Below are 13,346 nucleotides of genomic sequence, written 5' to 3' on the forward strand. Positions count from 1 at the left end.
GAAACAGGCCGGGCGCTCGCGGTCAGACCTCGTCGAGCATGGTTTCGCGAAGGATTTCCTCGACCGACGTGAGGCCCCCATGAATCGCTTGCAGGCCCGATTCGCGGAGGGTCCGCATGCCGAACTTGCGGCAGGCAGTGCGGAACTCGTCGAGCGAGGTCTCGGAGACGACCATCTCGCGCAGGACGTCGTTCATGATGAGTAGCTCATAGACGCCCATGCGTCCCTTGTAGCCGGTGTTGTTGCACCGGTCACAGCCTTTGCCGTAGAAGAACTTCTTGGTCGCCGCCTCGGAACTGGTCATCCCGAGTTCCATGGCCACTTCCTGGCTGGGCTGGAACTCGGTCCGACAGTTCGCGCAGATCTTCCGGACGAGCCGCTGCGCGAGCACTCCTTGGATCGTCGCGGTGATCAAGAAGGTCGGCAGGCCCATGTCCCGGAGCCGGGTAATGGCCGAGGGGGCGTCGTTGGTGTGCAAGGTCGTGAAGACGACGTGCCCGGTGAGCGACGCCTGAATCGCGATCTCGGCCGTCTCGAGGTCGCGGGTCTCGCCGACCAGGATCTTATCCGGATCCTGGCGGAGAATGGCCCGCAGGCAGGCGGCGAACGTCACGCCGATTTCGCTGTTGATCGGCACCTGGATGAGGCCGTCGATGTCGTACTCGACCGGCTCTTCCGTCGTGATAATCTTCTCGGTCACCTCGTTCAGCTCGTTCAGCGTCGCGTAGAGCGTGGTCGTCTTGCCGGACGAGGTCGGGCCGGTCACTAGGACGATCCCGTTCGGCCGATGACAGAGCTCGCGCCACTGGGCCAGCAGATCGGCCGGCATGCCGATTTTGTTGAGGTCAAGCTGCACGACGGTTCGGTCGAGGATCCGGAGGACGACGCTCTCGCCGAAGAGGGTCGGCAAAGTTGAGACCCGGATGTCGACCGAGTTGCCGCCGATGGCCAGCTCGATTCGACCGTCCTGCGGCAAGCGCCGTTCGGCGATATCGAGGTTTGCCATGACTTTGATACGGCTGGCGATCGCAGGCGCCAGGTGGCGAGGGGGAGGGACGAGCTCATAGAGCACGCCGTCCACCCGATACCGCATCTTGTACTCTTCCTCGAACGGCTCGAAGTGGATGTCAGACGCCTTGTCCTTGATGGACAAGAGCAAAACCATATTCAAAAGCTTCCGCACCGGCGCGGCCTCGGCCATCTCCTCGATCGCCTCGAGGTCGATCGTGTTCTGGTTCCGATTGGAATACTGCGAGAGCCCCTTGTCCGACTCGATCTGCTTGACGACGTCCTCGATCGACTCCTGATGGCCGGCGTAGAGCCGTTCGATGGCGGCCATCACGTCGGCCTCGGAGGCCACCGCCCCCTTAACCTCGACGCCCAGGAACTGGCGAACGCTGTCGAGCGTCGACGGGTTCTGCGGCTCCGCCATCGCGACGGTGACGCTCTTGTCCTTCTTGTTTTGGGAGACCGGCACGATCTTGAACGCTGTGGCCATCGTCTCGTTGACCAGCTCGGTGAGCTCCGACGGGATCGTCGTCTCGGCGAGCTTCATGACCTTCATGCCCAGCTGCTCGCCGAGCGCTTTGAGCACGTGCTCTTCCTTGACGAGGCCAAGCCGGATCGCCACCTTGCCGATCAGCTCATTGCTCGAACGCTTCTGTTCTTCAAGCAACGACCAGAGCTTCTCCTCATCGAGATAGCCCATGTCCACCAGGATCTGACCGAGTCGGCGTGCCATGAATCAATCCCACCCTCTCCGGAGTGGACCTCCTTGGGCCCCTCCCCGAAAACGAAATCGGACCGGATTGTTTTGATGCGTAAGAAACGTTCGGACGGAGGCCCGGCCCAGAACGGACCGAACCCGGTTCAACCTCGGGTGCTGACGGCCGAAAGTGGTTGAAGGCCGCATTCGGCCTTCGATCTTCCAGCCCTCGCGCCGGGGCCCAATGCCGGACCCCAGCCACCCAACTTACGAGACACCGGCGGGCCAACGGCCGGGAGAGGATCTCCCCTTTGGGAAGGACGCTTGCCCGCCGAAGCCGACAACAACCCAACAACATACGATTCAGTTTTGGCCGCGTGACACGACCGCAACTCTTTTTTTATTTCTTCTTCGGATCCGTATCTTCGTCCGCCTCTTCTTCGTCGTCAAAGATCCCCTTCTTGGCGTTCTCGACCCGTTCGCGGAGTTCGTTGACCTTGCGGGCCTTGACGTAGAGTTCTTCTTCCTCGACGAGCCCTTGCCGCCAGAGGTTGAAGAGGCTGTCGTCGAGCAAGATCATGCCGTGCTTGCGCCCGGTCTGGATCGACGAGTCGATACGGTACGTCTTGTTTTCGCGAATCAGGTTCGAGATCGCAGGCGTAACGACCAGCATCTCATAGGCGGCCACGAGTCCCTTGGGCTTCCGAGGGACGAGCGCCTGGGCGAGCACGCCGATGATGGCGACCGAGAGCTGAGTCCGGATCTGGTCCTGCTGCTCCTTGGGGAAAACGTCAATAATTCGGTTGACGGTTCCTTCGGCCGAGTTGGTGTGCAGGGTGCCGAAGACGATGTGCCCGGTCTCAGCAGCGGTGACGGCAGCCGAGATGGTCGCCAGGTCACGCATTTCGCCGACGAGGATACAGTCGGGGTCCATTCGCAAAGCGCGGCGGATGGCCTCGGGGAAGTCGGGGACGTCGATGCCGATCTCGCGCTGGTTGATCAGCGACTTCTTGTGCTTGTGGAAGTACTCGATCGGGTCTTCGATCGTGATGATGTGCCGATCGAGGTTGTCGTTGATCCAGTTGATCATGCTCGCGAGGCTGGTCGTCTTGCCCGAGCCGGTCGGCCCGGTCACGAGAATCAGGCCACGAGGGCGAGTGATCAGGTCTTCCATCACCGCCGGCAGACCGAGCTGCTGGAAGGTGAGGAACTCGTTGGGGATTCGCCGGAGCACCAGCCCGATATTGCCGCGCTGTTTGAAGACGGCGACGCGGAACCGGGCCATCTCACCGAACGCGAAACCGAAGTCGCATCCCCCCACCTCCTGAAGCTCCTGCTGGCAGCGTTCAGGGGTGATGCTCTTCATGAGCGCAGAGGTATCAGCCGACTCGAGGACCTTGGTTGCCAGTGGACGCATGTGACCATGGAGACGGAGCATCGGTTGGCTCCCCACGGTCAAGTGCAGATCGCTGGCCTTCTGTTGGACCACCGTCTGCAACAGCTTATCAATGAGCAGCGTACCCATCGCCGTATCAACCCTCCCGAATCGCCTCGGTGGAGCTCGCCCCCGGCTCGAGCCGGGTGGCCCGTCCGCAATCCAGGGGGTCTTGACTAAGTCCCAACAACCAGGTGTCCACCGAAAGAAGAGCTGGGGTTCCGGGCTTTACGGCGATCGTACCGCCCCGTCCGCCACAGCCATTATTCCGGTCCTCCGGCGCCCGAATCAAGGGAAAGGCGTCGGTCTGACGAACCGCCATCGCGCGGAGATGGGGCCGTCTCTGCATCAAAAGGAGGGTGACCGTGGCGCCCACAGCGTCCCCGGTCCCCCCATTTTCTGGAGACCCCACAGACCCTCGAGCCTTCGTTGAGGAAGGTCTCGCGGAGGTCATTTCGTGGGTGCCGCCGCGCTGTCGTGCTGGGTGATTCGCAAGATTTCGTCGATGGTCGTGAGCCCCTTGAGCGCCTTGACCATCCCATCCTCGAAGAGGGTGCGCATCCCCTGTTTTCGAGCCATTCTCCGGAGATTTTGGGTGGAATCGCCCTTGAAGGTCATATCGCGGATCTGGCTGGTCATGGTCATCAGCTCGTAGATCCCCATCCGTCCGCGGTAGCCCGACTTGTTGCAGTGGGTGCACCCCTTGCCCTTCATGAAGTTCGCCTTCTTGGCGATCTCGGGTTTGAGGCCGATCCCCTGCAGGACGTGTGCGGGAGGCTCGTAGCGGACCCGACATTTGGGACACACTTTGCGCACCAAACGTTGAGCCATGATCGCCATTACCGAGCTGGCCACCAGGAACGGCTGCACCCCGATATCGATCAATCTCGTTACAGCACTCGGGGCATCGTTCGTGTGCAATGTACTAAAAACCAAGTGTCCTGTCAGCGAGGCCTGAATCGCCGTGTTTGCGGTCTCTTCGTCGCGGATTTCGCCGACCAGGAGGATGTTGGGATTCTGTCGCAGCATGGCTCGAATGATGCGTGCAAACGTCATCCCGATCTTGGCCCGAACCTCGCACTGGTTGACGCCCGGCAGGTAGTACTCGACCGGGTCTTCGGCCGTGATGATTTTCACGTCCGGCCGGTTCAACTCGTTGAGGGCGGCGTAGAGGGTGGTCGTCTTCCCCGACCCGGTCGGCCCGGTAACGAGCAAGATCCCGTTGGGCCGTTTGATCATCGAGGCGAACCGTTTCCAGTCCTCCTCGCCGAACCCAAGGTCGCGGAGCCCGACCTTGATGTTCTCGCGGTCAAGGATCCGCATGACCACGGACTGGCCATGGCTGGTTGGGAGCACGCTGACACGCAAGTCGATGTCCTTGCCGGCGGCGTGCATCTTGATCCGGCCGTCTTGGGGGCGTCGCTTCTCCGCGATGTCCATCGAGCCCATGATTTTAATACGGCTGACGATAGAGCCGAGGAGTCGCCGGGGGGGGGAGTCGCGTTCCATGCAGACGCCGTCGATCCGGTAGCGGATCCGGACGCGGTCGGCGAACGGCTCGATGTGGATATCCGAAGCGCGCATGTTCACGGCTTCTTGGATGATCAGGTGGACGAGCCGGATGACCGGGGCGTCTCCCTCTTCCAGGCCGATGGCGCCACTGCCCGACTTGCCGCTGCTGCCGACGTCTTCGGAGAAGTCGATGGCGGTGTCGGTGAATTCTTGAAGCATCGAGTCGACCGACTCGGTTTCGGTCGAGGAGCCGCCGTAGTAGCGGTTGATGGCCTCGACGATGGCCTCTTTGGGGGCCAGGGCGACCTCGATCTCTCGGTTCAAGACGAACCGAAGCTTGTCGATGGTCTCGAAGGCGTTGGGGTCATGCATGATGACCTTGATCGCGCCGCTTTCTTGCGACAAGGGCATCACGATGTTTTCGCGGGCGAGCGACTCGGGCACCAACTCAATGACGGAGGGGGGGATCTCGATTTCCCGGAGTTCGACGAAGGCCATGCCGTGCTGTTCGGCCTTCGCCTTCATGATCTCGTCAACCCCGGCATAGCCGAGCTTGACCAGTGCCTCTTCCACGGGAACATGATTCATCGATTGCGCTTCCCGCATCTGATCGGGTCCGATGACCCCGCGCTTGACCAGGATGTCGGTCCAGTCTCGGCCTTGCTTCGCCATGGGAGTGAGGCTCCGGAAAACCAGCGAGCGTGTCGGGAGCATGTCCGAGGTCGGCCCATACGGAGAGGGCGACCGCGGCGCGCGATCCTGACTGTTGGGGGTTCATGCGAAAAGTTTGTGGGGGAACGAACGTCGAATCCGCTACAAGAAAAATCGAGGGTTACGTACGGGCGGCACCCAGCATAAATCGATCGCATGAAAGAGATGACGAAATCGATAAAATCAACGTTACCACAGCCCTGCGACGACGACAAGCAACCCGGCGAGAAAAAGAAGGCCTTAGATCATGGAATCATGACGGCCTGCCACCAATCAGCAAAACCTGATCAACCGAACCCATTGGCACGACGCGTGCATTTGGAACACGGTCAAGCATGGAGGAAAGCCAAGACGAAGAGGAGGAGATTTCGCTCGCCTTTGGAATGAAAAGAGGCCGGCCGAGTGGAACTCGGCCGGCCTCAAGGATAACAGCACAAACGGCTCAGACTCGATCAACGATCGCGGCTGATCGTCTTACCTTCGGCCAGGACGGCCTGGGCAGCGGCGAGCCGGGCGATGGGCACGCGGTACGGGGAGCACGAGACGTAGTCCATACCCACGACATGGCAGAAGGCCACGCTCTCGGGGTCACCACCATGCTCGCCGCAGATCCCGACCTTGAGATGCTCGCCAGTCTTCTCTTTGCGAGCCTTGCGGCCCTTGGCGACGCCGATCTCGATGAGCTGGCCCACACCATTGGCGTCAAGCGTCTGGAACGGGTCGACCGGCAGGATCTTCTCCCGCAGGTAGGTCGGCATGAAGCCCTTGATGTCGTCGCGGCTGAAGCCGAACGTCATCTGGGTCAGGTCGTTGGTGCCGAACGAGAAGAATTCGGCCTCCTCGGCGATCTTGTCGGCGGTCAAGGCAGCGCGAGGCACCTCGATCATGGTACCGATGAGGTAGTCGACCTTGGTCCCCTTGTCCTTCATGACCTCTTCGGCCACGGCGACTGCGCGCGTCTTCACGAAGACGAGCTCTTCGATCGTGCCGACCAGGGGGATCATAATCTCGGGGAGGACCGATTTCCCCTGCTTCTTGACCTCGATGGCCGCCTCGATGATCGCCCGGACCTGCATGTCGCCGATCTCAGGATAGACGATCGGCAAACGGCAACCGCGGAACCCGAGCATCGGGTTGAACTCGTGGAGCTGCTCGACCCGGTCCTTGACCTTCTGGGAGGTGACGCCAAGCTGCTTGGCGACCTCGGCCTGCCCCTTGTCGTCGTGGGGGAGGAACTCGTGAAGCGGGGGGTCCAGCAGGCGGATGGTCACGGGCAGGCCGTCCATCGCCTCGAAAATGCCGACGAAGTCCGCCTTCTGGAACGGCTCGAGCTCGGCCAAGGCGGCTTTACGCCCCTCGACGTCGTCGGCCACGATCATCTTGCGCATCGCGGTGATCCGCTGATCACCAAAGAACATATGCTCGGTCCGGCAGAGGCCGATCCCCTCAGCGCCAAACTCACGGGCCTTGGCCGAGTCGATGGGGGTATCGGCATTGGTGCGGACCTTCAGGGTCCGGATCTTATCGGCCCACTCCATCAAGGTGGCGAAGTGCCCCGAGATCGAGGGAGCAACCGTCGCGACCTGGCCGATCATGACGTCGCCGGTCGTGCCGTTGATCGTGAGGTAGTCGCCCGCCTTGACCGTGTGCTCGCCGATCCGGACGGTTCCCGTCTTCTCGTCGATGCGGACCACTTCGCAGCCGACGACGCAGGGCTTGCCCCAGCCTCGGGCGACGACCGCCGCGTGGCTCGCCTTGCCGCCGGTGGAGGTGAGGATCCCTGCCGCCAGGTGCATGCCGGCGACGTCCTCAGGGCTCGTCTCTTTGCGGACGAGGAGGATCTTCACGTCGGGGTGGGCTTCGGCGTGGGCGACGGCCGCCTCGGCCGAGAGGACCACCTTGCCGGACGCTGCGCCGGGGCTGGCGGCGATGCCTTGCGCTACCGGCTTATCCTTGGCCTTGGGATCGAGCTGGGGAAGGAGCAGGTGGTTCAGGCTCTCCGGGTTGACGCGCTGGAGGGCCGTCTTCTGGTCGATCAGGCCTTCGGCGACCATCTCAACCGCGATCCGGACCGCCGCCGAGCCGGTGCGCTTGCCGGAGCGGGTCTGGAGCATGTAGAGCGTACCGTCCTGGACGGTGAACTCGATGTCCTGCATTTCCTTGTAGTGCGACTCGAGCGTCTTGCGGATCCCGAGCAGTTGCTCGTAGACCTTGGGCATCTCCTGGTCGAGCTGAGCGATCGGCTCGGGGGTCCGGATGCCGGCGACGACGTCTTCGCCCTGAGCATTGATCAGGTAGTCGCCGTAGAACTCGTCGGCCCCGGTGTTCGGGTCGCGAGTGAAGGCGACGCCCGTGCCCGAGTTGCTTCCCATGTTGCCGAAGACCATCGCCTGCACGTTGACAGCGGTCCCCTTCAGTCCGCTGATCCGCTCGATCCGGCGGTACTCAACGGCCTTCTTGCCCATCCAGCTATTGAAGACGGCCATGATGGACGCCCAGAGCTGCTCGATCGGGTCCTGGGGGAAGTCGGTGCCGGTGTGGGCCTTGTAGACGGCCTTGTACTTCTCGACGAGGACCTTCAAGTCGTCGGCGCTGAGGTCGGTGTCGTTCTTGACCCCCTTCGCCTGCTTGAGGGCTTCGAGCTCGTGCTCGAAGTGCTCGTGGTCAACGCCCATGGCGGTCGAGCCGAACATGTCGATCAGGCGGCGATAGCCATCGTAGGCGAAGCGGGGGTTGCCCGTCTTCTTGGCCATACCCTCGACGACGGCGTCGGACAGCCCGAGGTTGAGGATCGTGTTCATCATGCCGGGCATCGACAAAGCGGCACCCGAGCGGACGCTGACCAGGAGCGGGTTGGTGGGATCGCCCAGCTTGGCGCCGACCAATTTTTCCATCTCCGCAATCGCGGCCTGAACCTGCGGCTTCACGGCTTCGGGCAGCTTCTTGCCCTCTTCGTAGTACTTGGCGCAGACTTCCGTGGTGATCGTGAAGCCGGGGGGGACGGGAATTCCAAGGACGCTCATCTCGGCCAGGTTGGCCCCTTTGCCGCCGAGCAGGGTCTTCATTTCGGCCTTGCCGTCGGCCTTACCACCGCCAAACGAATAAACAAACTTCTGCGGATCAGACATCGGTTTTACAAGCTCCTCGGTCGCTGCGACATTCCCCCGGTGACCGCCACGTGCGTTCCCAAGGCCCGCGCGGCGCACCGCGATTGTGCGTAAACTCATGAAAGGACAAAGATTAACGATTCTGGAACCGAGCGTCAAGACGCGACCCGTCCACCCCTCAGGCGGGGTGGCGGAGCCTGAAGAGGTCTCGGGTCGCCCGCGATCCCAAGGTGGAGAACGGCTGGTTTTAGGCCGGTCGCTGGGTTGTGCTGACCTGGGGGGGAATGGTGCTGGTGGAGAGTCCTCGGTGGAACGCAATGACCGCTTCGAGGATCGCTTCGAGCGTTCGTTCTGGCCGGAAGCCGATGAGGGCGCTGAGCTTGGAGACGTCGGGGACGCGACGAGGCATGTCCTCGAACCCCGCTTCGTAGGCTTCGCCGTAGGGGATGTGGACAATCTCCGAGGTCGAGCCGCTCAGTTTTTTGATCAGGCTCGCGAGCGCGCCGATGGAGATCTCTTCGCTGGAGCCGATGTTGTAGACCTGACCGATGGCCGAGGGATGATCGACCAGCTTGACGAGGGCGGCAACAACGTCGGCGACATGGGCGAAGCAGCGGGTCTGCGAGCCGTCGCCATAGACGGTGATCGGCCGGCCCGCGAGGGCCTGTTTGACGAAGGTCGGGATCACCATGCCGTACTGCCCGACCTGGCGCGGCCCGACCGTATTGAAGAGGCGGACGACCACGGTGGGAAGCTGCTTCTCGCGCCAGTAAGCCAGGGCAAGAAACTCGTCGATCGCCTTGGAGCAGGCGTAACTCCATCGCCCTTTGTTCGTGGCTCCCATCACGAGGTTGCCGTCCTCGCGGAACGGAACCTGGGTGCTCAGCCCGTAGACCTCGGAGGTCGACGCGATCAGCACCTTCTTCTTTTTCTTGTTCGCGTGGGCAAGCACGACCTCGGTGCCGTGGACGTTGGTCTCGATCGTCCTGACCGGGCTCTCGACGATCAGCTTGACCCCCACCGCCGCCGCCAGGTGGACGATCACGTCGCACTGGTCGACGAGCTCCGCCACGATCGGATGGTTGTGAACGCTGTCGACCGTGTAGTGAAAGTGCGGGTGACCGCGAAGATGACGGATGTTTTCGATGCTGCCGGTGGAAAGGTCGTCGAGGACAAGGACCTCATCCCCGCGCTCAAGGTAGGCCTCGCAGAGATGGGAACCGATGAAGCCGGCTCCCCCCGTGATCAAGACTCGCATCCCTTCGGTGGTCCTTTCGACTACGGATTCCAATCGAGCGTGCCGCGCCATTCGGTCCATGCCTGATGAACCGAAAAGTGAAGAAAAAAAGGGATGCAGGCGAGCGGCGGGATCCAATCCAAAAAAATGGGGAACCGAGGGTCCAAAAACGACGGCCTGATCGTCAGGACGCGAGGACATCAAATCATTGCGTCGAAACCGGCCTGGCTCAAGCCCGATGTCTCGCCTCATTCTCCTTGAAAAAGAAAGAACGCCCGGATCCCTTCTGAAAATAAAAAGGGACCGGGCGTCTTTGGTTTGGTTACGAGCGCGTCAAGGTCGCGTCTCAGGCTCAGGCGGTCGCCTTCTCAAGCGCGGCCTTCTTGACGATGTCTTCCTGGAACTTGGCGGGGACCTTCTGGTACTTGAGGAACTCCATGCTGAAGCTCCCCTTACCCTGGGTCATGCTCCGCAGGTCGTTGGAGTAGCCGAACATTTCGGAGAGGGGAACCTCGGCGAGGATCACCGCGAAACCTTGCCGGCTCTCGGTTCCGAGAATCACACCACGCTTCGAGGAGACCTGACCGGTGACCGGCCCCTGGAACTCGGTCGGCGTCTCCACTTCGACCTTCATGATCGGCTCCAGCAACACTGGGGCCGACTTGCGGAAAGTCTCGCGGAAGCAGTCGCGAGCACAGATCTGGAACGCCATGTCCGACGAGTCGACGTCGTGATACGACCCGTCGTTGAGAATCATCTTGACGCCGATGACCTCGAAGCCGGCGACCGGCCCCTTGCTCAACGAGTCGCGGAAGCCCTTCTCGACCGACGGGATGTACTCACTCGGAATTCGGCCACCGGTGACCTTGTTCTCGAAGATGAACGACTCGGCGGATTCAGCCCCCAGCGGCTCCAAGACACCGACGATGTGGGCGAACTGACCCGAACCACCGGTCTGCTTCCGGTGCTTGTAGTTGAACGGGGTCGACTGGGTCGGCGACTCGCGGTAGCTGACCTTCGGCGCTCCGACGGTGCACTCCACCTTGTACTCGCGGCGGATCCGCTCGACGTAGATTTCCAGGTGCAACTCGCCCATGCCCGAGATGATCGTCTCGCTCGTCTCGGCGTCGACGTGAACCCGGAACGTCGGATCCTCACGCATGAACCGATTCAAAGCCTTCGACAACTTGTCGTAGTCGGCCCGCTTGGTGGGGACGATCGACAGGTCGATGACCGGTTCGGCGGCGTAGATACTTTCGAGCGAGACGTTCGTCCCCTCGGCACAGTACGTGTCGCCGGTTGCGCACTCCAGGCCCATGACCGCGACGATGTCGCCGGCCCCGGCCGCGTCGATGTCTTCCTTCTGATCGGCATGAACGCGAAGGATTCGGCTGATCCGGGCCTTCTTGCGCTGACGAGCGTTGAGGTAGAACTCCCCTTTCCGGAGGGTCCCCTGATAAATCCGCATGTAGGTGACCTGGCCGAACGGCTCCTCGACGAGCTTGAACGCCATCGCCGCCAGGGGAAGCTCGGGGTCGGGGGACAGCGCCACCTCGGCCATCCCGTCGTTATTGTCCTTGGCGTGGATCTCGCGATCGAGCGGGCTCGGCAGGTACTCACTGACCGCGTCAAGCAGGAGCTGGACCCCCTTGTTCTTGTAAGCGGTCCCGATGAGCACGGGGCAGATCTGCTGAGCGATCGTTCCCTCGCGGATCGTCTTGTGGATCAGCTCGAGGGGAACCTCTTGCTCTTCGAGAAGCAGTTCCATGAGCTCGTCGGAGACGAGCGAGAGTGCCTCGAGCATCCCTTGGCGAGCGCGTTCGGTGGCGTCGACGAGATCGGCAGGGACGGGCTCACGACGAACCGTATCCCCCTTCTCGCCGTCGAAGTAGACAGCCTGCCGGTTGATCAGGTCGACAATCCCTTGGAAGTTCGATTCCGAGCCAATCTGGATTTGAAGAGGCACAACCGTCAAACCAAGCTTGCTCTCGAGCTGCGAGATGACATTGTTCGCATTGGCACCGGTGCGGTCCATCTTGTTGATGAAGGCCAGCCGGGGAACGGCGTACCGCTTCATCTGACGGTCGACCGTGATCGACTGGGACTGCACCCCGGCGACGGCACAGAGGACAAGCACAGCGCCATCGAGAACGCGGAGCGACCGCTCGACTTCGACCGTGAAATCGACGTGCCCGGGCGTGTCAATAATATTGACTTTCTTATCGCCCCAGTGCACGGTCGTGGCGGCCGAGGTGATCGTAATCCCTCGTTCCTTTTCCAACTCCATGTGATCCATGACCGCACCTTCGCCACGCACTTCCTTGATGACGTGGATCCGGCCGGCGTAGTACAAGACTCGCTCGGTGAGCGTCGTTTTACCAGAGTCGATGTGGGCCGAAATCCCGATGTTCCGGACGTTGCGAAGGTTTTCCATAGTAGTTGTTGTCGCGATCGCGTCGCAAAGGGTGGAACGCCCTTTGGCCTGAGAGAAACCGGTCTTAAAGGGGCCGGGGATGGCTCAACCCGCCGTTCCAGGACGAGCTGAAGGGGTGGCCGGAATTTCTGACTGAGAGGCACACCAAGAGGACCGGCCGAGGATTTCAATCCGATTTGGTGTGAAGCACAAGCAGAGCCCGAGGAGAACTCAAGGTCAAAGGCAGAATATCGTATCAGGTTCGGAGAAACGGTCAAGGCCGATCCCACACGAATCATCCTCCCATCGTACGTCTATAATACGTACCACGGCAAGCCTTGTTCATTAGGGACGTCCATCAGCCTTGCTGGTCCGGGACGCACTCGGTCATCGATTTTCCCCTTCACCTATCGTACGCTTTTCTCCATTTGCATTTTGGGGAATTTGCCCCAACGCTGGCTCCTCCTCCCTGTAAATTCTCTTTTTCACGATGAAACGGCCAAGCTCACCATGACACTTCCCGACTTCGCCGACGACAAGGCGCGACTCGACTGGGTCGCGCAATCCCTCTATTCCGGTTTGCTCAGCGATGCCTGCGATGCCGCGGGATACCGCGACCGGGCACTCGGAACCGATATTCGGCCGCTCGACGAGTCATTGGTTCTCGTCGGCCGCGCCAAAACCACGGTCTGGGCACCGATGTTCCATGTGCCGCCCCGCCCTTACGATAAGGAGATCGCGGCCGTCGACTCGCTCCAACCTGGCGATGTCTTCGTCATGGCGGTCGACCGCTCGAGCGAAATCGTCCCGTGGGGCGAGTTGCTCTCGACGGCCAGCGTGGCCCGGGGGGGCCGAGGCGCCCTAGTCGACGGCCTGGTGCGCGACTCTCGGCAAATCCAGGCGATGGGCTTTCCGGTCTTCTGCACAGGCCGCCGACCCTATGATTCATGCGGGCGGGGAATCGTTGTCGATTATGATGTTCCCGTGATGATCGACGGGATTCTCATCCATCCCGGCGACCTCATCTTCGGTGACGCGGACGGCGTGGTGATCATCCCAAAAACCGCCGAGACCGAAATCCTCGAACGCTCCTGGACCAAGCTGACCGGCGAGAACACCACGCGCGACGCACTCCGCGCCGGAATCCCCTTGGCCCAGGTCTTTCGCGATCACGGGATTCTCTAGAATTCCCAAGCCGCGTCACTTCCTACACAATTATTCGAAAA

At 61.5% G+C, this 13,346-nt stretch carries 7 protein-coding genes; 1 reads left to right on the forward strand and 6 read right to left on the reverse strand.

Annotation, left to right across the window (positions count from 1 at the left end; all coding sequences use genetic code 11):
- Positions 1 to 22 precede the first annotated feature (22 nt).
- The 6 genes from SINAC_RS31615 to fusA form a co-directional block, all read right to left on the reverse strand.
- Positions 23 to 1,741, reverse strand: coding sequence for a GspE/PulE family protein (locus SINAC_RS31615; protein ID WP_015249619.1), 1,719 nt, complete (start codon positions 1,739 to 1,741; stop codon positions 23 to 25).
- A gap of 364 nt (positions 1,742 to 2,105) precedes the next feature.
- Positions 2,106 to 3,230 (reverse strand): type IV pilus twitching motility protein PilT, encoded by a 1,125-nt coding sequence (locus tag SINAC_RS31620; RefSeq protein WP_015249620.1) that lies wholly within the window; start codon positions 3,228 to 3,230, stop codon positions 2,106 to 2,108.
- 360 nt (positions 3,231 to 3,590) lie between these two features.
- Complete coding sequence (locus tag SINAC_RS31630; protein ID WP_015249621.1) at positions 3,591 to 5,324, reverse strand: GspE/PulE family protein; 1,734 nt, start codon at positions 5,322 to 5,324, stop codon at positions 3,591 to 3,593.
- A 491-nt stretch (positions 5,325 to 5,815) separates the two neighbouring features.
- On the reverse strand, positions 5,816 to 8,491 hold the full coding sequence (gene ppdK, locus SINAC_RS31635; RefSeq protein ID WP_015249622.1) for a pyruvate, phosphate dikinase: 2,676 nt from the start codon (positions 8,489 to 8,491) through the stop codon (positions 5,816 to 5,818).
- Positions 8,492 to 8,717: 226 nt separating this feature from the next.
- Positions 8,718 to 9,728, reverse strand: a complete 1,011-nt coding sequence (locus SINAC_RS31640; protein ID WP_015249623.1) for a GDP-mannose 4,6-dehydratase — start codon at positions 9,726 to 9,728, stop codon at positions 8,718 to 8,720.
- A gap of 331 nt (positions 9,729 to 10,059) precedes the next feature.
- Entirely contained in the window at positions 10,060 to 12,141 is a 2,082-nt protein-coding gene (gene fusA, locus SINAC_RS31645; protein WP_015249624.1) for an elongation factor G, read from the reverse strand.
- Between the two features lie 489 nt (positions 12,142 to 12,630).
- Between fusA and SINAC_RS31650 the strand changes: the two genes are divergently transcribed.
- Positions 12,631 to 13,305, forward strand: coding sequence for an RraA family protein (locus tag SINAC_RS31650; RefSeq protein ID WP_015249625.1), 675 nt, complete (start codon positions 12,631 to 12,633; stop codon positions 13,303 to 13,305).
- Positions 13,306 to 13,346 lie beyond the last annotated feature (41 nt).

It is taken from the genome of Singulisphaera acidiphila DSM 18658 (genome assembly GCF_000242455.2).
In the GTDB taxonomy this organism is placed as follows: domain Bacteria; phylum Planctomycetota; class Planctomycetia; order Isosphaerales; family Isosphaeraceae; genus Singulisphaera; species Singulisphaera acidiphila.

Excerpts from the sequence above, each read along its gene's own strand:
- SINAC_RS31615 (WP_015249619.1), bottom strand. The coding sequence starts at position 1,741 with ATGGCACGCCGACTCGGTCAGATCCTGGTGGACATGGGCTATCTCGAT.
- SINAC_RS31620 (WP_015249620.1), bottom strand. The coding sequence starts at position 3,230 with ATGGGTACGCTGCTCATTGATAAGCTGTTGCAGACGGTGGTCCAACAG.
- SINAC_RS31630 (WP_015249621.1), bottom strand. The coding sequence starts at position 5,324 with ATGGCGAAGCAAGGCCGAGACTGGACCGACATCCTGGTCAAGCGCGGG.
- ppdK (WP_015249622.1), bottom strand. The coding sequence starts at position 8,491 with ATGTCTGATCCGCAGAAGTTTGTTTATTCGTTTGGCGGTGGTAAGGCC.
- SINAC_RS31640 (WP_015249623.1), bottom strand. The coding sequence starts at position 9,728 with ATGCGAGTCTTGATCACGGGGGGAGCCGGCTTCATCGGTTCCCATCTC.
- fusA (WP_015249624.1), bottom strand. The coding sequence starts at position 12,141 with ATGGAAAACCTTCGCAACGTCCGGAACATCGGGATTTCGGCCCACATC.
- SINAC_RS31650 (WP_015249625.1), top strand. The coding sequence starts at position 12,631 with ATGACACTTCCCGACTTCGCCGACGACAAGGCGCGACTCGACTGGGTC.